This window comes from Colwellia sp. BRX8-9, from assembly GCF_014077245.1.
Classification (GTDB): Bacteria; Pseudomonadota; Gammaproteobacteria; order Enterobacterales; family Alteromonadaceae; genus Colwellia_A.
The window spans coordinates 1-20,969 of the sequence record NZ_JACGVN010000019.1 but is presented as its reverse complement, the minus strand read 5'-3'; the positions used below and the strand labels follow the sequence as shown (position 1 = coordinate 20,969).

The 20,969-nt window shown below is 38.7% G+C and carries 19 protein-coding genes and 1 pseudogene; 14 read left to right on the top strand and 6 right to left on the bottom strand.

All coding sequences use genetic code 11. The features are described 5' to 3' along the window. The first annotated feature begins 237 nt into the window (after positions 1 to 237). The 6 genes from H4J70_RS15130 to H4J70_RS15105 all read left to right on the top strand — a co-directional run bounded on the left by H4J70_RS15130 (position 238) and on the right by H4J70_RS15105 (position 7,415). Complete coding sequence (locus tag H4J70_RS15130) at positions 238 to 1,113, top strand: D-hexose-6-phosphate mutarotase (RefSeq protein ID WP_182251359.1); 876 nt, start codon at positions 238 to 240, stop codon at positions 1,111 to 1,113. A 121-nt stretch (positions 1,114 to 1,234) separates the two neighbouring features. Beyond that, a complete protein-coding gene (locus H4J70_RS15125) occupies positions 1,235 to 1,774 on the top strand; it encodes a hypothetical protein (RefSeq protein ID WP_182251358.1) in 540 nt (179 codons plus the stop codon). A gap of 3 nt (positions 1,775 to 1,777) precedes the next feature. Continuing rightward, positions 1,778 to 3,388, top strand: coding sequence for a GMC family oxidoreductase (locus H4J70_RS15120; protein ID WP_182251357.1), 1,611 nt, complete (start codon positions 1,778 to 1,780; stop codon positions 3,386 to 3,388). A gap of 819 nt (positions 3,389 to 4,207) precedes the next feature. Continuing rightward, the gene (locus H4J70_RS15115; RefSeq protein WP_182217344.1) at positions 4,208 to 4,498 is read left to right on the top strand and encodes an OadG family transporter subunit; all 291 of its coding nucleotides are present in this window, start codon (positions 4,208 to 4,210) and stop codon (positions 4,496 to 4,498) included. 10 nt (positions 4,499 to 4,508) lie between these two features. Next, the gene (gene oadA, locus H4J70_RS15110) at positions 4,509 to 6,278 is read left to right on the top strand and encodes a sodium-extruding oxaloacetate decarboxylase subunit alpha (protein WP_182251356.1); all 1,770 of its coding nucleotides are present in this window, start codon (positions 4,509 to 4,511) and stop codon (positions 6,276 to 6,278) included. Between the two features lie 6 nt (positions 6,279 to 6,284). Beyond that, complete coding sequence (locus tag H4J70_RS15105; protein WP_182217347.1) at positions 6,285 to 7,415, top strand: sodium ion-translocating decarboxylase subunit beta; 1,131 nt, start codon at positions 6,285 to 6,287, stop codon at positions 7,413 to 7,415. Positions 7,416 to 7,541: 126 nt separating this feature from the next. On the opposite strand, the gene H4J70_RS15100 is transcribed toward H4J70_RS15105, so the two are convergent. The 3 genes from H4J70_RS15100 to H4J70_RS15090 all read right to left on the bottom strand — a co-directional run bounded on the left by H4J70_RS15100 (position 7,542) and on the right by H4J70_RS15090 (position 9,342). After that, positions 7,542 to 8,387, bottom strand: a complete 846-nt coding sequence (locus H4J70_RS15100) for a transporter substrate-binding domain-containing protein (protein ID WP_182251355.1) — start codon at positions 8,385 to 8,387, stop codon at positions 7,542 to 7,544. Continuing rightward, the gene (gene pdxH / locus H4J70_RS15095; protein WP_182251354.1) at positions 8,387 to 9,058 is read right to left on the bottom strand and encodes a pyridoxamine 5'-phosphate oxidase; all 672 of its coding nucleotides are present in this window, start codon (positions 9,056 to 9,058) and stop codon (positions 8,387 to 8,389) included. The genes H4J70_RS15100 and pdxH overlap by 1 nt, the downstream gene beginning before the upstream one ends. A gap of 116 nt (positions 9,059 to 9,174) precedes the next feature. Further along, on the bottom strand, positions 9,175 to 9,342 hold the full coding sequence (locus H4J70_RS15090) for a PA3496 family putative envelope integrity protein (protein ID WP_157470838.1): 168 nt from the start codon (positions 9,340 to 9,342) through the stop codon (positions 9,175 to 9,177). A 214-nt stretch (positions 9,343 to 9,556) separates the two neighbouring features. On the opposite strand from H4J70_RS15090, the gene H4J70_RS15085 reads away from it, so the two are divergent. Continuing rightward, positions 9,557 to 11,779 (top strand): GNAT family N-acetyltransferase, encoded by a 2,223-nt coding sequence (locus tag H4J70_RS15085; RefSeq protein WP_182251353.1) that lies wholly within the window; start codon positions 9,557 to 9,559, stop codon positions 11,777 to 11,779. Positions 11,780 to 12,039: 260 nt separating this feature from the next. Here H4J70_RS15085 and H4J70_RS15080 read toward each other — a convergent pair whose 3' ends face one another. Further along, positions 12,040 to 12,270 (bottom strand): hypothetical protein, encoded by a 231-nt coding sequence (locus tag H4J70_RS15080; protein WP_182251352.1) that lies wholly within the window; start codon positions 12,268 to 12,270, stop codon positions 12,040 to 12,042. Positions 12,271 to 12,449: 179 nt separating this feature from the next. Between H4J70_RS15080 and H4J70_RS15075 the strand changes: the two genes are divergently transcribed. The 4 genes from H4J70_RS15075 to H4J70_RS15060 all read left to right on the top strand — a co-directional run bounded on the left by H4J70_RS15075 (position 12,450) and on the right by H4J70_RS15060 (position 15,728). After that, positions 12,450 to 13,364, top strand: a complete 915-nt coding sequence (locus H4J70_RS15075) for an ABC transporter ATP-binding protein (protein ID WP_182245064.1) — start codon at positions 12,450 to 12,452, stop codon at positions 13,362 to 13,364. A gap of 5 nt (positions 13,365 to 13,369) precedes the next feature. After that, on the top strand, positions 13,370 to 14,374 hold the full coding sequence (locus H4J70_RS15070) for an ABC transporter permease (protein ID WP_182217357.1): 1,005 nt from the start codon (positions 13,370 to 13,372) through the stop codon (positions 14,372 to 14,374). A gap of 230 nt (positions 14,375 to 14,604) precedes the next feature. Then, the gene (locus tag H4J70_RS15065; RefSeq protein ID WP_182251351.1) at positions 14,605 to 15,345 is read left to right on the top strand and encodes a transporter substrate-binding domain-containing protein; all 741 of its coding nucleotides are present in this window, start codon (positions 14,605 to 14,607) and stop codon (positions 15,343 to 15,345) included. Further along, positions 15,342 to 15,728 (top strand): YbaN family protein, encoded by a 387-nt coding sequence (locus H4J70_RS15060; protein ID WP_182251350.1) that lies wholly within the window; start codon positions 15,342 to 15,344, stop codon positions 15,726 to 15,728. The genes H4J70_RS15065 and H4J70_RS15060 overlap by 4 nt, the downstream gene beginning before the upstream one ends. 10 nt (positions 15,729 to 15,738) lie before the next feature. On the opposite strand, the gene H4J70_RS15055 is transcribed toward H4J70_RS15060, so the two are convergent. Further along, the gene (locus H4J70_RS15055; protein WP_070374524.1) at positions 15,739 to 16,338 is read right to left on the bottom strand and encodes a DUF4202 domain-containing protein; all 600 of its coding nucleotides are present in this window, start codon (positions 16,336 to 16,338) and stop codon (positions 15,739 to 15,741) included. A 291-nt stretch (positions 16,339 to 16,629) separates the two neighbouring features. Between H4J70_RS15055 and H4J70_RS15050 the strand changes: the two genes are divergently transcribed. The 3 genes from H4J70_RS15050 to H4J70_RS15040 all read left to right on the top strand — a co-directional run bounded on the left by H4J70_RS15050 (position 16,630) and on the right by H4J70_RS15040 (position 20,394). Further along, the gene (locus H4J70_RS15050; protein WP_070374523.1) at positions 16,630 to 18,267 is read left to right on the top strand and encodes a CTP synthase; all 1,638 of its coding nucleotides are present in this window, start codon (positions 16,630 to 16,632) and stop codon (positions 18,265 to 18,267) included. Between the two features lie 158 nt (positions 18,268 to 18,425). Then, a complete protein-coding gene (gene eno, locus H4J70_RS15045; RefSeq protein WP_146800278.1) occupies positions 18,426 to 19,724 on the top strand; it encodes a phosphopyruvate hydratase in 1,299 nt (432 codons plus the stop codon). Positions 19,725 to 20,196: 472 nt separating this feature from the next. Next, entirely contained in the window at positions 20,197 to 20,394 is a 198-nt protein-coding gene (locus H4J70_RS15040) for a helix-turn-helix domain-containing protein (protein WP_259364816.1), read from the top strand. Positions 20,395 to 20,711: 317 nt separating this feature from the next. On the opposite strand, the pseudogene H4J70_RS15035 reads toward H4J70_RS15040, so the two are convergent. Then, a pseudogene (locus H4J70_RS15035) lies at positions 20,712 to 20,969 on the bottom strand (transposase); the annotation flags it as partial.

The window sequence follows — 20,969 nt, the reverse complement described above, 5'->3', positions numbered from 1 at the left end:
GTGTTGGTATCAGGGAGTCGGTAATCGTGTAGCCTTTTTGTCGTCATGCTGAATTTATTTCAGTATCTGGTTTTTGTGGTTGTAAGTACAGATCCTGAAACCAGTTCAGGATGACGGAGTAGTGTTCAGGATGACGGAGATGGTATAAGGATGACGAAGTAGTATTCAAGATGACGGTTATTTATATTATCGTTATAATGATTTATTTATTACTTTCTAAATACCGCTTGAGGTTGTATGTCATCAATTATTGCTGAAAATGAATTTGGTCAAATTAAGCAAGTTTCGCTTACCGATCAGATAAATGCATTAGAAATTATCCATAATACTTGTACAGCAAAAATAAGTTTATATGGTGGTCATGTTCTCGCTTGGCAACCCGCTAACCAAAAGCCGGTATTTTGGCTTAGTGATGACGTTATTTTTGAACAGGGAACGCCTATTAGAGGTGGGATCCCTTTATGTTGGCCATGGTTTGGTCCATATCAAGCACCTAGCGGTGAAAAAGCGGGTAATCATGGTTTTGCTCGTCAACGAAATTGGCAACTTGATGACGTGATCGTTGCTAAAGACAGGGTTACGGTAACTTTATCTTTGTCTGGAGAAAATGAGCACCCATTATGGCCTCATCAATACCAATTGAAGCAGCAGTTAATTTTTTCTAATCAATTTGAACAAAAATTATTTATTAGTAATTTATCATCCAAGGCGTTTGAATATTCAGCGGCATTACACAGTTACTTTGCCGTTAGTGCACCAGAAAATATTACGGTAGCGCCCTTAGCTGAGTTTCCCTTTGATGACAAAGTTACGGATAAAGAACAGCAGCTTGCTGCTTTAGAAAATTGTCTGGGTGAAGTCGATCGTATTTATTACACTAACCAACAATGCTTAATCGAAGATAAACAATGGCAAAGAACGCTTACAGTATCGTCAACAAATTGTCAGCAGTGGGTTTTATGGAACCCCGGCGTTGAGGTTGCTCAGAGAATGAAGGATCTTCATGTTGGCGCTGAAAAAGAATTTGTTTGTTTAGAGGCAGCTAATACTGACAGGCAAGTTGTCCAAGCGAATGAGACCGTGATGATCGGGCAGAAAGTCACGCTAACATAAACACATCAAAAACAGCACTCAATTTAAGCCACTAGACTTTGTCGCTATTATCCTTTATCTTTTGATGATTAATTAACAGGTAATACCAGTTGGTATTATCTTTTATAATTTTGGTGGCTGTGTGAATACAAGTCGTAGAGAATTCTTTAAAGTTAGTCTGCTTGGCAGTGCCATCTTGTTGGTTGGCAGTAGCTTGTCTGCTATAGCACTGGCCAATCCAAGTACAAAAAACCTACAAAAATTTGATTTTCTTCAAGCATCTGATGCTGATTTTTTATTAGCGCTTGCCCCTGTTATGTTAAAGAGTAACTATCCTGGTGTATTAGCTGAAGACGCTGGAGTGCGTTTATTAATGGCTGTTGACCAACAAATAATTACTTTAGGTGAACACTCCCAAAAGCAATTACGGCAGCTGTTTGATTTAATGTCATCGACGACATTTCGTTATCTTGTTGGTGCACCGACCAGTGATTGGAACGTAACCTCAGCGAAAGAAATTGAAAGCTTCCTACAAGGTTGGAAAAATAGCCTATTTTCATTAAAACGTACTGGCTACGCTTCTTTAGGTAAGCTGATTATTATGAGTTGGTATGCTCAGTCAGAAAATTATTTACAAGCGGGATACCCAGGCCCTCCTAAAATATATCCATCGCAGGAATAAAACGTGAAAATAGTCTCTGAAATTCGTGGTATTAGCGATCCGTACTCAGCAAAGAAAGCGATCACTAAGCAAACGGTCAATGCTAATCAGCTAGATACCAATATTATTAACGCCGATGTCATTATTATTGGCACTGGGGCCGGTGGTGGCACAAGTGCTGAAATATTGGCACAGGCAGGGCTGAAGGTGTTGATGATAGAAGAAGGGCCATTAAAGTCGACCCGTGACTTTAAAATGGATGAACGAACTGCCTATGCCGATTTGTATCAAGAAAATGCTGGGCGAGCCACAAAAGATGGTGGCATTGGTATCTTGCAAGGGCGCTGTGTTGGCGGAACTACGGTAATCAACTGGACCTCAAGCTTCAGAACACCGTCACCAACCCTAGATTATTGGCAAAAAACATTTCAGGTAAAAGGCTGTAGCAGCAGCGATATGGTCCCTTGGTTTGAACAAATGGAAAAGCGCCTAAATGTCACGCCATGGCAAGGTGGAGCGAATGAAAATAATGCGGTGCTAAAAGAAGGTTGTGAGCAACTCAATATTCCATGGAAAGTTATTCCGCGCAATGTCAAAGGCTGCTGGAACTTAGGTTACTGCGGTATGGGGTGTCCGACCAACGCAAAACAATCGATGCTAGTTACCACTATCCCAGATGCGCTTGAACATGGTGCCACATTACTTTATCAAGCTCGTGTCGAACGGTTAATTATTGAAAATAATAAAATAACAGCCGTAGAATGTTTTGCGCTCGATGATAATAAGAACAAGACAGCGAAAAAAATCATCGCCAAAGCACCTTATATTATTTTAGCAGCTGGTGCGATTAACGGCCCAGCAATGATGTTACGCTCTAAAGCGCCAGATCCGAATAATCGTATTGGTAAAAGAACCTTCTTGCATCCAACTGTTTTCTCCTTTGCTCAATTTGATAAAGAAATATCGCCTTTTTATGGTGCGCCACAAACTATTTATAGTGATCATTATCAATGGCAAAATGGTGCTACCGGGCCGTTAAGTTATAAGTTAGAGGTACCGCCATTACACCCGGCTATGTCATCAATTATGTTAATGGGCCATGGCACTAAACATGTTGAGGATATGGCTAAGCTGAATAATACCCATGCAATGTTAGCCTTGTTACGTGATGGCTTTGACGCTGATAGTGAAGGCGCTGAAATAACGCTTTCTGATGACGGTAGCCCGATTGTTGATTATCCGATGAATGATTATTTATTTGATGGGGTTAAGCGCGCTTATTTATCTATGGCTGAAGTGCAGTTTGCTGCTGGTGCTAAAAGAGTTCGCCCCGCACATCAACACGGACAATGGTTTGAAAGCTTTGAGTCTTTTAAAGCCGGTTTTAATGAACTTGAGCATAAAGTAAGCAACAACTTAATTGGTAGCGCTCACGTTATGGGAGGCTTAGCGATGGGTGAAAACAAAGCGCTATGCTTAGTCGATAGCGATTGTAAGTACCATTATTTAGATAATTTATGGGTATTTGATGGCTCTGTTTTTCCTACATCTATTGGTACAAACCCGCAACTTTCTATTTATAGCTTAGTTTGTAAACAAGCGACCAAACTTGCTAAAAAATTGAATGAATTATAAAGGTTTTATTTTTGGCGTTAGACAAGAAAACAACTAAACTTACGATGAAAAATAGACCGAATTATAATTATTAGCACAATTTTCATCATGCTGAATTGATTTCTCTTGTCGTCATGCTGAATTAATTTCAGTATCTGCGTTTTTGTTCTAAGTACAGATCCTGAAACAAGTTCAGGATGACGGAGTTGTGTTCAGGATAACGGTGTCGTGTGCAAGATGATGGTGTCGTGTGCAAGATGATGGTGTTGTGTTCAGGATGACGGAGATGTGTTCAATATGACGGTGTTGTGTTCAGAATGACGGAGATTATTCAGGATGACAGTGCTCGCTTAACACTCTTGTCGTCATGCTGAATTCATTTCAGTATCTGCGTTTTTGGTTCTAAGTACAGGTCCTGAAACAAGTTCAGGATGACGGATATGTGTTCAGGGTTATGGGTGGCATTCAGGGTTTTTGGCTGGGGTCTCTTATGTTTACTTTGTTCAAAATAGCTATTCAATACACATGCTAAAGCAGTTGATTATTTGTTAATTAAACCCCCTTTATATATTTATGCACATATTTAGAATAAACGAAAGCTATATGTATATTGTATATTATACTGGTTTTTATCTCGCTAGCTCAGCAATATAAGAATACTATATTGTATACAATATGGTAAATATACAGTTTTTTCTTAATAAAACGCTAAAAATACTGAATATTTACTCTAATCTAGATTGACACGAAATTATTTTTATGAAACTGCAATAATTAGTTTGCTTTTTAGGCATTGGAGTGATTATTCTAATAAAACTTTTTGTTTGAATGAGACTTTTCATGGAACACCTAAACCAATTATTTGTAGAAGCGGGCACGTTAATGTTTGCTGGCATGGTCTTCGTTTTTATCTTTTTGGGATTAATGATTGTTTTTATTAATGTCGTTTTAAAACGCCTCGCCATCAAATTTCCAGATGCCGTTATCCAAACAAGATCTACCCGCTCAAATCAAAAAACAAAACAAAATGTTGATGGTGTTTCACCTAAAGTGGTGGCAGCAATTACTTCTGCTGTATCGCAATACCGAAAACAACATAATCAACCCTTAAGCAACCATAAAACTAAATAGGAATAAACTCATGACAAAGCCATTAGGTATCACTGAAGTTGTTTTAAGAGATGGTCATCAATCATTGCTCGCCACTCGTTTACGCCTTGAGGATATGTTACCCATTGCGCCAAAACTTGATGAAATTGGTTTTTGGTCAATCGAGTCTTGGGGTGGTGCTACGTTTGACTCTTGTATTCGCTATTTAGGTGAAGATCCTTGGGAACGTTTACGCGCATTAAAAAAAGCGATGCCAAAAACTAAACAACAAATGTTATTTCGCGGTCAGAATATTTTAGGCTACCGTCATTATGCTGATGATGTGGTCGAGAAGTTTGTTGAACGTGCTCATGTTAACGGTATTGACGTGTTTCGCATTTTCGATGCAATGAATGATGTACGTAATTTACAAACAGCGATTAAATCAGCAGTAAAAGTCGGCGCTCATGCGCAAGGCACATTAAGCTATACCGAGAGTCCAGTGCATACCCTTGAAGGTTGGCTGACGATGGCTAAGCAAATTGAAGATATGGGCGCGCATTCTTTATGTATCAAAGACATGTCTGGTCTATTAAAACCTTACGACGCTGAAGAATTGATTGGTCGTCTAAAAGAAACGGTCTCTTTACCTATTTCTTTACATTGTCATGCGACCACAGGTTTAAGTATTGCTACTCACATGAAGGCTATTGATGCCGATGTAGATGTTATCGATACGTCTATTTCTTCAATGAGTATGACTTATGGTCATTCACCGACAGAAACGATTGTTTCGATTGTTGAAGGTACCAAACGAGATACCGGTTTAGACATGGTAAAGCTTGCTGAAGTTGCCACTTACTTTCGTGAAGTTCGTAAAAAGTATGCCAAATTTGAAGGTAGCTTAAAAGGTATCGATGCGCGTATTTTACTTGCACAAGTTCCTGGCGGCATGTTGACAAATATGGAAATGCAGTTAAGAGAACAAGGCGCTGCAGACAAGCTTGATGAAGTATTAATTGAAATTCCAAAAGTAAGAAAAGATCTAGGTTATATCCCATTAGTGACACCAACCTCGCAAATTGTTGGTACGCAAGCGGTATTAAATGTATTGACGGGTGAGCGTTATAAGTCAATCACTAAAGAAACAGCCGGTGTTTTAAAGGGTGAATATGGCGCAACTGCCGATAAAGTTAATGCCGAATTGCAAGCGCGTGTTTTAGATGGCGCTGAAGCGATAACTTGTCGTCCTGCTGATTTAATTAAACCTGAACTTGATAATCTTACTGCAGAATTAGAAGAACTTGCTAAAGAGAAACAGATTGATTTAGCCGATGAAGTGATTGATGACGTTTTAACGTATGCATTGTTCCCGCAAATAGGACTGAAATTTCTAGAAAATAGAAATAACCCGGATGCATTTGAACCTGTGCCTACGATTGAAGATGCGGTAGCAGCCTCTGCACCCGCTAAAAGTTCAACTGCGCCAGAAAGTTATGCCGTTAGTGTTGATGGTCAGGTGTTTGACGTCGTTGTAGGCCCTGGAGGGGATATTAGCCAAATTACTCAGCCTAGTAGCAGTCAGTCATCAAAACCGTCCTCATCAACTTCTGAAGCGTTAAATGCACCACTTGCTGGCAATATATTTAAAGTGTTAGTTAATGAAGGTGATGAAGTTGCAGCCGGTGAAGTTGTTATCATTATGGAAGCAATGAAAATGGAAACTGAAATTCGTGCAGTTAACTCAGGTACCGTCACTTCAGTGGATATTAAAGAAGGCGATTCTGTAACTGTTGGTCAAGCTTTATTGAGTTTAGGATAGATAATAATGGATTCGTTAAATAAACTTTGGTTGTCTACTGGCTTAGCTAACTTCGAGTCAGGTCAGGTGATCATGATGATAGTTGGCTGTTTGCTACTTTATCTTGCAATAGCACGTAACTTTGAACCGTTATTGTTATTACCTATGGGCTTTGGTGCGATATTAACCAATATACCATTAGCTGGATTTTCAGAAGTTGGTGGTTTATTACATTTCATCTACTATGCGGGTATTGATACGGGGATATTCCCGTTGATTATCTTTATGGGGGTGGGTGCAATGACCGACTTTGGCGCATTAATCGCTAACCCTAAAACCTTATTGCTTGGTGCTGCTGCCCAATTCGGTATCTTTGCCACCTTATTTGGTGCTATTGCTTTAAACGCAATACCGGGTATTGAATTTACGCTTAAAGATGCATCAGCTATTGCTATTATTGGTGGTGCAGATGGTCCGACAGCGATATTTTTAGCATCAAAACTAGCGCCAGAATTATTAGGTGCTATTGCTGTTGCTGCTTATTCTTACATGGCTTTAGTGCCAATTATTCAGCCACCTATTATGCGCGCATTAACCACTGATGCTGAACGTAAAATTGAAATGGAGCAATTACGCCCAGTAACAAAAATTGAAAAAATAGTATTCCCGTTAGGTGTTCTCATGATGACTATTTTCTTTTTACCATCAGCAACACCTTTAGTTGGCATGTTCTGTTTGGGTAATTTGATGCGTGAATGTGGCGTGGTTGAACGATTAAGCTCAACAGCGCAGAACGAGTTAATTAATATCACCACCATATTCTTAGGTTTAGGGGTTGGCTCTAAATTAAGTGCCGAAGCCTTTTTGAATATAGAAACCTTAGGTATTTTAGGTTTAGGTGCCGTGGCATTCTCAATTGGTACTGCTTCTGGGGTATTAATGGCTAAGTTAATGAATAAACTTTCATCAACACCTATTAATCCTCTCATTGGCGCTGCCGGTGTTTCAGCCGTACCTATGGCGGCACGTGTTGCTAATAAAGTGGGTTTAGAAGCTAATCCACACAACTTCTTATTAATGCATGCTATGGGGCCTAACGTTGCCGGTGTGCTTGGTTCAGCGGTTGCGGCAGGTATCTTACTGGCATTAGTGGGATAGGAATTGCGGTACGCTTAACGCGTTAACTAACAAAAACGGGAAGCTTTGCTTCCCGTTTTTTTCATTTTAGCTGCGCTAATGCCCAGGTACGATAACAATTGACATCTTTGCTAGCTTAGCTATCTTTTACTCAATTATACCGTTATCAGGCAATTGGGCGTAAGGAGCTATTTTTTTAAAGTAGTGAGCGGTATCGTCAGACAGCAAGGCATCTAATTGTTTTTTTAGCTTTGCTCCTACTGAATCGTTTGCAACAGCAAGACTTGCTGCAATAACTTTAAACTTTTGATAATAAATTTTTTGTGGGCTTTCGGGGGAGTTGAATTCTGTTGGAACTTTGGTGGAGAGGTCGTCTTGTAATTCTTTAATCGTCGACATCATAGCCACCCGCTCGAAAAGTATAACTTTAAGTCTCCCGCGTGCCATCATCATAATTAATTGCGCTAAACTACTTACTTCAACAAACTTTTCTCTGGGAACTTGAGCTAATTCAGCGAAAAAATCAGCATTACCAATTAGCGTACCTATACTCCCTTCGGGCAAATTTTTGATGTCAAAGTTAGCAGGGGATGTTGAATAAAGATCAACGGTAGTGTCAAAGTGCCAAGATAACTCTTGTGCGTATTGGTAAAAGCTTTCTGTTTCACTATCTTTAGGCGTTAAACCTACCATGTCGATACGGTAACTTTTTAATTCCAGCTTCGCCCGAGCATAGGTCATTATTTGATAATTAAAAGTTAGTGTTGAATTTTCTTGCAGGCCATTAAGCATATCAATAACAAAACCAGTGCCGTCTTCGTTTACTAAAGGAGGAAATGGCTCCAAGCCAACTAAAATATTAGTAGGGTTGGCTAATGATTTAACGCTAAATAAAGCACATAAAACAGCAACACCGACAACTTTATATAACACTGATATGTTGTTTGAAATAGACATCTTATAAATACTGTTTGAATATTTAAATATAGCCATTAAGGATTCAATTTAAATTGATGCCATAGTACCTTTTTGTCATCTTGATTTTGCTCTGGTTCAAAGCAAATACGGTCATGTAAACGATTAGCTCGACCTTGCCAAAATTCAAGATAATGAGGTTTTATTCGCCAGCCGCCCCAAAATTCAGGTAAGGGGACTTCTTGGCCAGCAAACTTTTTAGTGTAATAAGCTTCGCTCTGCTTTAATGCTTCTTTACTCGCCAGTGGTGAGCTTTGCTTCGACGCCCATGCGCCAATTTGGCTACCGCGGTCTCTGCTATGAAAATACTGTTCTGATTGTTCAGGCGTTACTTTTTCTACTCTGCCTTCTACCCTGACTTGGCGTTGCAGTACATTCCAATGAAATAATAAGGCTATCTTATTATTCTCATTTAAATCTTGGCTTTTTCGGCTGCCGTAATTAGTATAAAAAACGAAACCATCGTCATTAAACTCTTTTAACAACACCATACGTGAGCTAGGTTGACCGTTTTGATCGCAGCTGCTGACCGACATTGCTTCAGGTAATAAAATGCCTGATTTTTTCGCGTCATCAAACCATTGGCCAAACAATTCGATGGGTGTTGTTTTTTCAGAAATATCGGGTAGTGGTAAGGCAACACCTTGACCAAATGTTAATAAGCAGCGTAATTTTTCAAATAATGTCATAACGTTAAATTTAAATGATGTCAGGGAGAATAGGTTCGTTAGATAGTAGCATGAATGTTTTATCTAACAATAAGAGATTATCGGCTTAATGCAATCAAAAGTTAAAGCAGTGATGATTATATTTCCCAATCATCACTGAAGTCTAATGCTTCACGAAGGCGCTTTTTTTCTAGCAAATCATCGATACGTTTACGCACCTTGCTATTTTTATCTGCTTTTTTACCGGTGGCGAGATCTTTGTCGTAGTTATCAGACTCGTCATTTGCTTTATATTCATCTGCCATTATCGTGTTTTTCTCACGGTTAAGTATTTTTATTAATAAGGATTAATTTCAAGATAGGCAACAACTGAGAAAATTTCAATAAATTAGCTCAATCGCCTACTATTAATGCCATTATTTTTAGTAAATAACCGCAGATAAAAATAAACTATTTGAATTGCGGTAGCACATTGATAAACTGCTTTCACTTTAGTTTTACTGAATTTAGCGCCTGCTTATGTCTAACCGTAATTTCGTCGAATGGCTTGAAGAAATGCAATGTCAGGCTTTGACCAAATTTCAGCGACAACTGGTGTTACTGGTCGGTGATGCTTGCTGGGTGAAACAGTTACTGAAACTTAATGAACAAAACCAGAGTAAAGACGCTTGGCTGGTGTTTAGTCACCACCCGGAAATTTCTGCCACGATCAATAACAAACACTTTGCTCAGCAACTCGGTAGTGAGCATAGTCGAATATTATTTTCAGGTGTTGAAAATAGCGACTGTTCTGCGCTTAATAGTATCAATTTAGATGCTTTTGCGGCGCTCTCTGGCACGCTAGTCGCTGGCGGTGTTATGTGTTTATGGCTTGAAAAACCATTAATACAAGCGATTGAGCAAACAAAGCAAGCTTCACTTAAGTATTTTTATCGACAACTACTCGACAATAAAGCCTTAATTACGATTACACAAAGTGACGAGCAAACTTTTCCGTTGTTAGATGATATCGCACCAGCAATATCGACCGTCTCTAGTGATTTTTTATATCAATGTAAAACCAAAGAACAACAAATAGCCGTTGAACATATTATTAAGGTCAGCCGAGGTCATCGAAACCGCCCATTAGTGTTAACTGCTGATCGTGGTCGTGGAAAATCATCAGCGCTTGCTATTGCTTGTGTTGAGCTCATTGCAAATAACACCGCTATGGGCCATGAAAAAATTAATATAGTTATTACCGCACCCCATGTTCGTTCTTTATCGGTTTTTTACCGCCAACTTGCTTGTTCATTAGCGGCACTTGGCGAAAAATTTGACTATGCTAATACCAGCAAAACCGCTTTGGTTCACCCCTTGGGTTCGATAACTTTTGTTGCGGTCGATCAACTCATTCGCCGCGATGATCCATTGAATATTTCGCTATTACTGGTTGACGAGGCAGCTGCCATTCCGGTGCCTTTATTAACAAGCTTAACGGCTCTTTTTTCTCGTGTTGTTTTTTCAAGTACGGTTCATGGTTATGAAGGAGCAGGGCGCGGCTTTACGGTAAAGTTTCAACAAGCGTTAACAAAGCAAGTGCCGCAGTGGCGAAGCTTTCATATGCATCAGCCTATTCGCTGGCGTCAAGACGATCCGTTAGAAGTCTTTGTTTTTGAAAGTTGTTTACTTAACGCCAAGTTAACAGAATTGCCGTTACTAACTCAGCCTGTAACCGAAATTTCTTTGGATAAAGCAACCTTAAGCCAATCATCAACAGTGCACTTTGCTAAAGAATCGTTATCTTTTAGCCAAGTGTCATCAACCTCGTTGATTGAAGACACGGCGTTATTAAAGCAAGTTTTTGCTGTGCTGGTCACCGCTCATTACCAAACGTCACCGAACGATATTACGCTATTACTTGACAATAAAGCGCTACAATTATTTGTCGCCAAATTAGGTGATGATATTGTCGGTGTTGCCTTACTTCTTGAAGAAGGGTGTAATAAAGCAGCCGATATTCAAGCGATAGCAACAAATCAACGTCGACTAAAAAATCAGTTTATTCCCCAATCTTTATTAACTCATTGTGGTTTTAGTGAAAGCTTTAGTTATCAATATCTGCGGGTTTTACGCATAGCTATTCATCCACAATATCAAGGATATGGTTTTGGCCGTTGTTTTGTTAAAGCGCTAGAAAATTTTGCAAAAAAGCAGCACGTTGATTTTATTGGCGCGAGTTTTGGTGCCAATGCGCAGTTACTTAAGTTTTGGCAAGATGCTGATTATCAAGTTGCTCGAATAGGTTTTACTAAAGACCAAGCCAGTGGTGAGCATTCCGCGCTGGTGGTTTCTGCAATGAGCGACCGGGGGCAATTTTTTGAACGAAAAATTGCCAGTGAATTTTATAGTTCATTCGATTATTTACTCACCGATGAATACAAAGGTTTATCGCCTAAGTTAGTGTGGCAAATATTACATCATTGCCCTGATAAAAGTTTACCGCAGTTAAGCGCCCATCAGCTGAGCAGCATTAGCGATTTTATTCAACAAAAACGGCAGTTTAGTCATTGCGTAAAAGCGTTACATTATTGGTGTCTTTTACACTGTAAAGAAAATTATCAAGCAAGTATACTCGTGTTAATCGAGCGTATTTTGCAGAAAAAGCCCGTTGATGAAGTATGTAAAAATCATCAGTTAACCGGTAAAAAAATGCTAAATCAGGCATTAATTGACTACATTGCGCAGGCTCAAGCGCACTAGCTATTCAATCGCCTAGGCAATCTGTTGTTGCCAAAATTTAAGCATAGTAAAATAATGACAAGGCTGACTGGCGAAAGCGGTGAAGTCGTCATGTTTGATAAGGCGAGTTAAATAATAGCTGATCACCTTTGCTAATCCATTACTGGGATGCTGCGCATAAGTCTTGGTCAATACGCTCAACCAATCTTATATTTGATAAAGCTCACTTGAATATGCAATAGCGCAATGAATACTATCTTTGTGAGAGCCCGCAGAATAAGTTAACGGCATGTTGATTGCTCTCCCTGTAAGCTGCTTAGTAAGAGTGATTGCCATAATGTTTTACGCGCAGCATCATCTAAGCACCTGCACTCATTACCGGGCAAAGCGCCAGACAAGATTAACTTTTCTAATAATATGATGGGTAATTCAACTTTTGCCTTTTCAGTGTGTATGTGGTGATAATTGTCTTGAATATTTTTTCTATTGATAGAATATTGTTGCGCACCCATGATGAAACTCCTTTGCTTTGTCGATGACGTTAGATTTAATTTAATGTAATAGTTGCCACAATGCAAATGATAATTATTATCATTTGCATTGTGGCGGTATTTTATTGTTTTTAGTGATGTGATCTTTACACAGATCCCATTACAATAATGAGCAAGCATTAGGTATTATTAGGAAAGTTATGACACAGAGTCAGCAACGGGTTGGTCAAACAAAAAACGATGTTATTGAAGTTAATCATTTAGTTAAAAGTTATAAAGGCGTGCAAGCGGTTGATGATATTAGTTTCACCATTACTAAAGGACACTGTTTTGGTCTGTTAGGACCAAATGGTGCAGGAAAAACGACGACCATTGAAATAATGGAAGGGATAATTCCAGCGACCAGTGGTGAAGTGCTTTACTCAGGAAAAAGCATAGGTAAGGATATAAGTCAGCAAATTGGCATTCAATTTCAAAGTACTGCTTTGCAAGATTTTTTAACGGTACAAGAAACCTTAAATTTATTCACCGCATTTTATGACAACACCGTACCTCATCAGCAATTAATTGAGCTCTGTGGTTTAAAAGATTTTTTAGATAGAGATAATCGTTTGTTGTCGGGTGGACAACGCCAACGGTTATTATTAGCACTGGCGTTAATTAATGACCCCGATATTATTTTTCTTGATGAACCCACCACTGGGCTTGATCCACAGGCGAGACGTAATTTTTGGCAATTAATAAAAAATATTAAAGCCCAAAATAAGACGGTTATTTTAACCACTCATTACATGGACGAAGCGGAACAACTTTGTGATGAAGTAGTTATTATGGACAATGGTAAAATTATTGAAAGTGGCACACCTAATCGATTACTTGCTAAGCATTTTCAAGAGGTCTTTATTTATTTACCTCTAGAACAAGTACCGCAGCCATTAATTGAAAAACATCAGTGGACTATCGAACACGAGCGCGTCGAAATAACGACGCAACATGTGGAAGAAACTATTAGCTTGTTAATTGCTGAGAAAATTCCATTAGAAGGTTTACAAGTAAAGTCTCCAAATCTTGATGATCTTTTTCTAAAATTAACCGGCCATTCATTGAGAGAGTAAAACATATGAATTTCAAACGTTTTTTTGCGGTAGTCAAAGCCCGTAATATTGAATTTTTTCGCGATCGTTCATCGTTAGGGTGGAATTTATTTTTCCCTATTCTCATGTTAGCGGGTTTATCTTTTGTTTTTTCTGGTGACGGAAAAGCCGTTTATAAAGTGGGGGTTATCGACAGTAAAACCGTTCAATCGAGTTTTATGGAAACACGTTACGTTGACTTTATTGACTATCAAGATAAGGCGTTAGCAACCGTAAAATTAGAACAGCATGCTATTGATTTTTTAGTCGACTTTAGCCAAAAAAGCTATTGGGTTAACCAAGGTTCGCCAAACAGTTACCTGGTTGAAAAAATCTTTTTAGGACAACACAATAACTTTCAACGCCTAGAAACCTATGGGAAGAAAATTCGTTATGTCGACTGGGTTCTGCCTGGGATCCTTGGAATGAACATGATGTTTAGTTGCCTATTTGGTGTTGGCTACGTGATAGTACGTTATCGGAAAAATGCGGTATTAAAACGTTTAAAAGCGACACCGCTTTCAGCGTTTGAATTTGTATCAGCACAATTAGTGTCACGTATCTTTATTGTGATGTTTATGTCGAGTGTTGTTTATATTGGCTGTAATTTCTTTTTTGATTTTTACATGCTGGGCAGCTATTTTGATCTATTTATCATCGCAGTTTTAGGCGCTATTAGCTTAATATCTTTAGGTTTGCTGGTCGCGAGCAGAAGTAAGAGTGAAGAGCTTATTGGCGGTTTACTTAATTTGACCTCATGGCCAATGATGTTGTTATCAGGTGTTTGGTTTAGTCTAGAAGGTGCACCTAATGCGGTAAAAGTTTTTGCTGACTTTTTACCTTTAACTCATTTAGTAGCTGGAGCGAGAAAAGTGATCACCGAAGGTGCAACCCTAGCTGATATCAGTTATCACCTGAGCGCACTTTTGATTATGAGTACTATTTTTTTAGCGTTAGGCTCTTACTTATTTAGTTGGAATACCGAGCGATAATAGCGGTTGCTGTTTTATAGCGAGACCTATCAATAATTATACTAGGTCTCGTTGCGTGACAAAAACCATCGATAACACCCCCTCATCGTTAGGAGTGTTATCGATAATACCTCGCTGTTGAGCAAAGATAACCTTGTTATAAATCAGTGAAATTTAAAGTGCTTAAAAAATATTTTTTTATTAGATAAAATATATTATGCTTAATTCATAGCAGTTAAGGATAGTTATTAGTGATTACCAATCGTGTGTTTATTAAGTTTATTTGCCTTTTAAGTGTGTTGTTTTACTGTAATACCAGTATTGCGACAGATATATTACGTGTCAGTATTCCTCAAATGCCAGTTCATGCGGTAAGTAAAGATGAAGGGGTTTTGGTCGATTTTGTTAAAGTGCTTGCCAAAAAACTAGACCAAAATATAGAAATCCAGATAGTGCCTTTTTCGCGTTCTATCTATTATGTTATTACTAATCAAGTTGATTTTCATTTACCCTTTATTAAGCCCAAAGCTGAGAATTCGCCTCAAGATAACTTTATTTACTCAGACGAAACTATTTTTCATGTCAACTTTGTACTTTATACCCATAAAGATAGGTTTGTTGATCTCACTAAACTGGTAAATTATAAGATTGAAACTGATGCTGCTCACCTGCCTTTTTTTAGTGAATTAAAGATGGGTTCTAGTTGTATCCTTTGTAGTTTAAAGAAAGTGCAGCACAAAATGACCGACGGTTATATTTTTGCTGATTCTTCCACCGATCCTCTTTTACGTGAAAATTTGCCGTTGTTAGCTGCTGTTAAACGTCAACTTTATAAAAAGTTTGAAGTTAAAATGGTTTTTCCAAAGACAGAGAAAGGACAAAGTCTTAATAAAGCACTTAGTGTAATTGTTAATGAAATGCGCTTGTCAGGAGAGCTACAGCAGTTATTATCCTCAGTTGACTTTATCTATAATGATTGGCAAATAGAATGAACGAACTGCTAGCACAGAGGCTCTTAAAACTTACTGGTTTGTTCTTTGTAGGTCTTGCTCTACTGGGTGTGGTACTGCCGATTCTTCCTACCACACCTTTTCTGTTAGTTGCGGCGAGTTGTTTTGCTAAGTCTTCGCCACGTATGAATAAAATATTACTTAGACATAAAGTTTTTGGCCCCTTGATTTACCATTGGCAAACATCAGGCAGTATTCCTAAAAGGGCTAAAACAATCGCTTTAAGTACTATTATCTTAGCCACCATGGGTTCGTGCTATCAATTAGACAATAACCTACTGCGAGTGTTGGTCATCGTTTTAGTTGCAGGGCCCTTTATTTTTCTATGGCGTTTACCTCTTTCAGTAGAGGAACAACAAACTTAACTGTTAATTATTAATCAGCGAGTGCTTTACCCACTAAGGTCGCTAAATGGTTAGGTAGTGTTAATGAAAGTGCTATTTCGTGGCCACGCGCTGACATTTTTCCCCAAGTTTTCTTTACTATCCTTATGATTTTAGCTTCGTTGTCTGCTTCGGTATATTTAGCGGCAAAAGCGTCAAAGTAATATTGTAAAAAGACTAAGCAAGCGACATCCTCTAACGTTTGCGTGTTGGCATTTGTTTTGAGCTGTTCTTTTCTTAAAATACAAGCGGTCAATTCAGCCTCATGCTCAGAATAATCATTTTCTAACATTAATGACTTAGTGAGCTCAGCGTGGAACTTTCCTTGGGAAATCCGCCACTGATAATAGCCAGCTTTGCCTTCATCAAATTCGGTACGCTTTAAGTCCCAGCGTTTAATATGCTGTGCCCGCACAGCTATTTGTAATAATTCATTTGACTGAGGAAAATACTGCTCAAGACAAGAGGTCATGTATTGACCATAAAGTAATTCATTGGCTTGAGGATGCCCATTAACAAGTGTTTGATTGGGATCTTCACTATTTATTTTATCGATAGCACAAAGTACGGCGGTTAAACGAGATGAAGTCATAAAGGGTATCCAATGCCTAGGGTGAATTAAAACAATATGTTAGCTTTTTATCGATAAAATAAACACAGTCATTAAATATTTTTGTCAAAATAACAGAAATTGATCTGTAGATCATATTGTCGTGGTAGCTAGTTTTAAGTATAATGTTTTCCCGTCCTGCTAGGTTGGTGTGTTTTTCAAAATCATGACTAAACTTACCTCATTATTCGCTAATTAATTCGTATAATAAGCTAGCAAAACAACTTAAGTAAAACACACAAAATTCCTGCTCACTCTGACTTTTGGTATCACATGACAACTAGATATATTTTTGTAACCGGCGGCGTTGTATCGTCTCTTGGTAAAGGTATTGCCGCGGCTTCTCTTGCTGCAATTCTTGAAGCACGCGGCTTAAAAGTCACAATGTTAAAACTTGACCCTTATATTAATGTTGACCCGGGTACGATGAGTCCTATTCAACATGGTGAAGTGTTTGTTACCGAAGACGGCGCGGAAACTGATTTGGATTTAGGGCATTATGAACGATTTATTCGTACCAAAATGACCAAGCTTAATAACTTTACCACCGGCAGAATATATCAAGATATTCTTGCACGTGAGCGCAAAGGTGAGTTTTTAGGTGCCACTATTCAAGTTATTCCTCATATTACTAACGACATTAAGCGTCGCGTTATCGAGGGTGCTGAAGGTTATGACGTTGCTATGGTTGAAATTGGCGGCACGGTTGGTGATATTGAATCACAACCTTTCTTAGAAGCTATCCGCCAGTTAGGTACCGAATTAGGACGTGAACGTGCGATGTATATGCATCTAACGTTAGTGCCTTATATTAAAACAGCCGGCGAAATTAAAACAAAACCAACTCAACATTCAGTGAAAGAGCTACGCTCAATCGGTATCGTCCCTGATATTTTAGTGTGTCGAAGTGAACGCACTGTGCCTGCTAATGAGCGAGCAAAAATATCTTTGTTTACCAATGTTGCTGAAAAAGCGGTTTTATCAATGCGTGACGTTGATAGCATTTATAAAATTCCGGCGTTACTTAAAGCCCAAGGTATAGATGAATTAGTGGTTAAACGTTTTGGTCTTGATGTACCTGCAGCCGATTTAAGTGAATGGGAAAAAGTACTCTATCAAGAAGCTAACCCTTTTGGTGAAGTTACCATAGGCATGGTAGGTAAATATATTGAATTACCAGACGCGTATAAATCTGTTAACGAAGCATTAAAACATGCCGGCTTGAAAAACCAAGTAACGGTAAACATTAAATACATTGACTCACAAGATCTTGAGAGCAAAGGAACTGATGTTTTAGGAACCGTTGACGCGATATTAGTGCCAGGTGGTTTTGGTATTCGTGGCGTTGAAGGAAAAATTTTAGCGGCGAAATATGCCCGTGAAAACAAAGTGCCTTATTTAGGGATTTGTTTAGGTATGCAAGTGGCGCTTATTGATTATGCCCGCAATGTTGCTGGTCTTACTGACGCTCATAGCACCGAATTTAACCCTGAAACCCCACATCCAGTGGTTGGTTTAATTAATGAATGGTTAGATGAAGAAGGCCAAGTTGAATACCGTCATGAAAATTCAGACTTAGGCGGCACGATGCGTTTAGGTTCACAATTGTGCCACCTTGTGAAAGGTACCAAGGCATATGACGTATATGGCAGTGAAACAATTTATGAGAGACACCGTCATCGTTATGAGGTAAATAATAACTACCGTGAGCAAATTAGCAAAGCTGGTTTGGTGTTCTCGGGGTTATCTACGGATAAAACATTAGTTGAGATGATTGAAATACCGGATCATCCTTGGTTTATTGCTGGGCAGTTTCATCCTGAGTTTAATTCAACTCCACGTGATGGACACCCATTGTTTGAAAGCTTTATTGCTGCTTCATTTGAGCATCAAAAACAGCAATCAAGTTAAACCTGAAAATTAATAAAACCGTAGCATAGTGCTGCGGTTTTGCTTTCTGGCATAATTATTTATGGCAAAATGTTTTATCAGTAAAATGTAAACTAAAAACTATTACCAACTTAATAGCGGTTCATTCGCTGTAGTGCACTCAATTTAAAGGAATTATAATGTCGAATATCAGTAAAATTATCGCCCGTGAAATTATGGACTCTCGTGGTAACCCAACCGTTGAAGCTGACGTTTTTTTAGCATCGGGTGCTTGGGGCCGTGCTGCGGCACCCTCTGGCGCATCAACCGGTTCACGTGAAGCGTTAGAGTTACGTGATGGTGATAAGTCTCGTTATTTAGGTAAAGGCGTATTAAAAGCGGTTGCGGCGATAAACAATGACATTCAAGCGGCATTGATCGGACAAAGTGCTTTAGAACAAGCCACTATTGATCAAATCATGATCGACTTAGACGGTACTGAAAATAAAGAAAAATTTGGTGCCAATGCTATTTTAGCGGTTTCATTAGCAAATGCAAAAGCAGCCGCAATGGAAAAGAAAGTACAATTGTTTGAACATATCGCTGATTTAAACGGAACTCCGGGTCAATACTCATTACCTTTACCTATGATGAATATTATCAATGGCGGTGAACATGCAGACAATAATGTTGATATTCAAGAATTCATGATCCAACCGGTAAGTGCTAAAAATTTCAGTGAAGCATTACGTATGGGCGCTGAAATATTTCATGCCTTGAAAAAAGTATTATCAGCAAAAGGTTTAAATACTGCCGTTGGTGATGAAGGTGGTTTTGCACCTGATTTAGCCTCGAATGCTGACGCCTTAGCGGTTATTAAGGAAGCAGTTTCTGCTGCCGGTTATGAATTAGGTAAAGACATTACGTTAGCGATGGATTGTGCTGCTTCAGAATTTTATGACAGCGAGAAAGGCATTTACGATCTGAAAGGCGAAGGCAAGCAATTTACAGCTAACGAATTCTCTGATTTTTTAGCAACGTTATGTGAAGAATATCCTATCGTTTCTATTGAAGACGGTTTGGACGAGTCTGATTGGGACGGTTTTGCTTACCAAACAAAATTATTGGGCGATAAAATACAAATTGTTGGCGATGATTTATTTGTAACGAATACTAAAATCTTAGCACGTGGTATTGAACAAGGTATTGGCAACTCAATTTTAATTAAGTTTAACCAAATTGGTACCTTAACTGAAACATTAGCGGCGATTAAAATGGCAAAAGATGCTGGTTTTACTGCAGTTATCTCTCATCGTTCAGGCGAAACCGAAGATGCAACGATTGCTGATTTAGCGGTAGGTACAGCGGCAGGCCAAATTAAAACTGGTTCACTTTGTCGTTCAGACCGTGTTTCTAAGTACAACCAATTACTACGTATTGAAGAGTACCTTGGTGATAAAGCTATATTCAACGGCCTGTCAGAAGTTAAAGGCCAATAACGATTAAACTATGTTTATTTCTTCCTACCACGTTGTTAGAAGTACTCATTGACTATCGTCAACTCCGTGCGTCTGCCTAGTGGTAGTTTGAACTAACTCATATTTTGATTCGTTATTTTAGTTATAAATATAGTCATATAAAGCCACTCATTTGAGTGGCTTTATATTTTTAGGGATAGCTGATTTAGATAGGAGACTAGTTTAATAACCTAGCTAAAGCATGTTTATTTCTTCCTACCACGTTGTTAGAAGCACTCATTGACTATCGTCAACTCCGTGCGTTTGCCTAGTGGTAGTTTGAACTAACTCATATTTTAATGCGTTATTTTTGTTATAAATATAGTAGTTATAAATATAGTCAGATAAAGCCACTCATTTGAGTGGCTTTTTATCAGCACCGTCGAGAAAACTCTGCCGAGATGAATCGATAATTTCTTGACAACATCTGCTTGTACAGTACGCTATACAGTATATGAAAAGGGCACTCAGATACAATTATCGGATCAAGCCAACAGTAGACCAAGAAGTTAAACTCGTAGAGTTTGGCTCATATGCTCGTGGGCTGTGGAATTTGTTGTTATCTGAAAATATACGTCGATATCGCTATGATAAATCTTTTTTGTTTTACCCTGAAATGGCTGGTTTGATTCGAGATTTAAAAATCCGATGAATTCTCATGGCTGAAATCCTTTGATTCTGCGGCTTCTCAGCAAGTCGCTCGCGACCTTGAAACGGCACTGAAGAAATTACTATGCCACCCATAATTACTTTCCGCAGTAATTACTATGCCACCCATGATAATGCTGCACAATAATAAGGCACTGAAACACCGCTATCCATTGGTCAGCAACAAGGCATGTACTTCATCTTGTAAGTCTTTGTATATCGATTTTTATAGATGTTGATTAAATGAATGAATTTCAGGCAAGCTTTACTTCTCCCCCAAGGTAGCTGTATTTTTCTTGCTGTTTTTGAATGTAGCTATGTTTACGCGCTATTCAAACAAGCTTGGGCATTTGCTTTACCGTGTGCGCGCTTTAACCCCACGTGCTCAGTAAATTCAGACAAATGCTCTGCGGTGCCGACCGCGCCCGTGAATATACCTTCAAAGTTTGTGGTAAGTTTGAGCCAACTTTCATCGCTGATGTGAAGTCTTGACAGTATATTTGCGGTTTTGTTATCGATAGCGCCTCGTTTGTCTGCTCTTATTACGCGACCTGTTTCATCTACAAGGGTTAAATAGTC